This is a genomic window from Promicromonospora kroppenstedtii DSM 19349, from assembly GCF_000515355.1.
In the GTDB taxonomy this organism is placed as follows: domain Bacteria; phylum Actinomycetota; class Actinomycetes; order Actinomycetales; family Cellulomonadaceae; genus Promicromonospora; species Promicromonospora kroppenstedtii.
Map to the genome: position 1 here is coordinate 59012 of NZ_KI911759.1, position 1583 is coordinate 60594.

2 protein-coding genes are annotated in these 1583 nt (G+C 74.2%); one reads left to right on the forward strand and one right to left on the reverse strand.

Annotation, left to right across the window (positions count from 1 at the left end; translation table 11 throughout):
* Window positions 1–679: alpha/beta fold hydrolase (locus PROKR_RS26955; protein ID WP_245605988.1), on the reverse strand; the 679-nt coding region annotated here is incomplete at its 3' end.
* A gap of 152 nt (window positions 680–831) precedes the next feature.
* Here PROKR_RS26955 and PROKR_RS26960 point away from each other — a divergent pair.
* On the forward strand, window positions 832–1583 hold a 752-nt coding region (locus PROKR_RS26960), incomplete at its 3' end, for an aldo/keto reductase (protein ID WP_084800709.1).

Consider the following 1583-nt stretch of genomic DNA (forward strand, 5'->3'; position numbering starts at 1 on the left):
GCTCACGCATCCCGCGCACGAGGGCGCGCGGCTCGGCGGCGCCCGCCAGCAGCAGCGCCGGCCCGGGGAAGGCTGCCCACGCCTCGGGGATGCGGAACGCCGCGTTGGCCGACGTCATCGCGACCAGGTTCGCCGCCGAGAGCGAGCGGGCGGTGCGCAGGTAGTCGTCGAACATCGCGTCGTCCACGTACAGGGCCTTGGCCTGGAGGCGGGCGAACCAGCGCTGCCCGCCGAGCGGGGCCGCCGCGCGCACGAGCCCGGCGCTCAGACTCGCGCTCAGACTCGCGCTCAGGCCAGGTACCGGCGTCGGCTGAGCGAGGGCGCTGACGACGACGGTGCGCGCCACCAGATCGGGGTGTGCTGTGGCCAGGGTCAGCGCGAGCTGGGCGCCGAACGAGAAACCGACGACGGTCGTCCGGGGCACGTCCGTGCGGGCTGCAGAGCCCTGGGTTGCTTCGCCGAGCAGGCCCGCGAGAGCGGCGACGATCTCGCCCGGGGAGCCGAACGGCACCTCGGCGCTGTGGTCGTGGCCGGGAAGGTCCGGCGTGATCACGCGGTACCGCTCGCGCAGGACGGCCACCTGGTCGCGCCACATCCACGCGCCCATGCCGCCGCCGTGCAGCAGCAGCACCACGGGGGCGTCGGTCGGTCCGGACTCCGTCCACCACAGTGCCGTCACGCGGCGAGCCTACTGGGACGTCCCGTTGGGGGTCGCCGGTCCGAGGGCCGTTCCGTCCGAGGCTGGTTCGGTGCTATACATCTGATGTTTCGCCGGCCGCGTCGCCGGTGCTGTCGCCGGCCACGTCGCCGACCCGTCGAAGAGGACACCGCATGCAGACCACCGAGGTGCGCGCCACCGGCGTCCGGCTCACCACGCTCGGCCTGGGCGCCGCCCCCGCCGGCAACCTGTACCGCGCGACCACGGACGACGAGGCCTACGCCACGTTCCAGGCCGCGTGGGACGCCGGCATCCGGTACTTCGACACCGCGCCGCACTACGGCCTCGGGCTGTCCGAGCGCCGCCTCGGCGCGTACCTGCGCACCCGGCCCCGCGACGAACTGGTGATCTCCACCAAGGTCGGACGACTGCTGGTGCCCTCGCCCGAGACCGCCGACCGGCGCGACCCCGAGATGTTCGACGTGCCCGCCACGTCGCGCCGGGTCTGGGACTTCTCCCGCGACGGCGTGCTCGCCTCGATCGAGGCGAGCCTGGAGCGTACCGGTCTGGACCGGATCGACGTGGCCTACCTGCACGACCCCGACGAGCACTGGACGCAGGCGGCCCACGAGGCCCTGCCCGCGCTCGTCGAGCTTCGCGACCAGGGAGTGGTCGGCGCGATCGGCGCCGGGATGAACCAGTCCGCCATGCTGGCCCGGTTCGTGCGCGAGACCGACGTCGACGTCGTCATGTGCGCCGGGCGGTTCACGCTCCTCGAGCAGCCCGCGCTGGCCGACCTGCTGCCCGCCGCGGCAGAGCGTGGCGTCGCCGTCGTCGCGGCCGCCGTCTACAACTCGGGACTGCTCGCGCAGGACCGGCCGCCGTCGGACGCGACCTACGACTACGCGCCCGTCGCCGCCGAGCC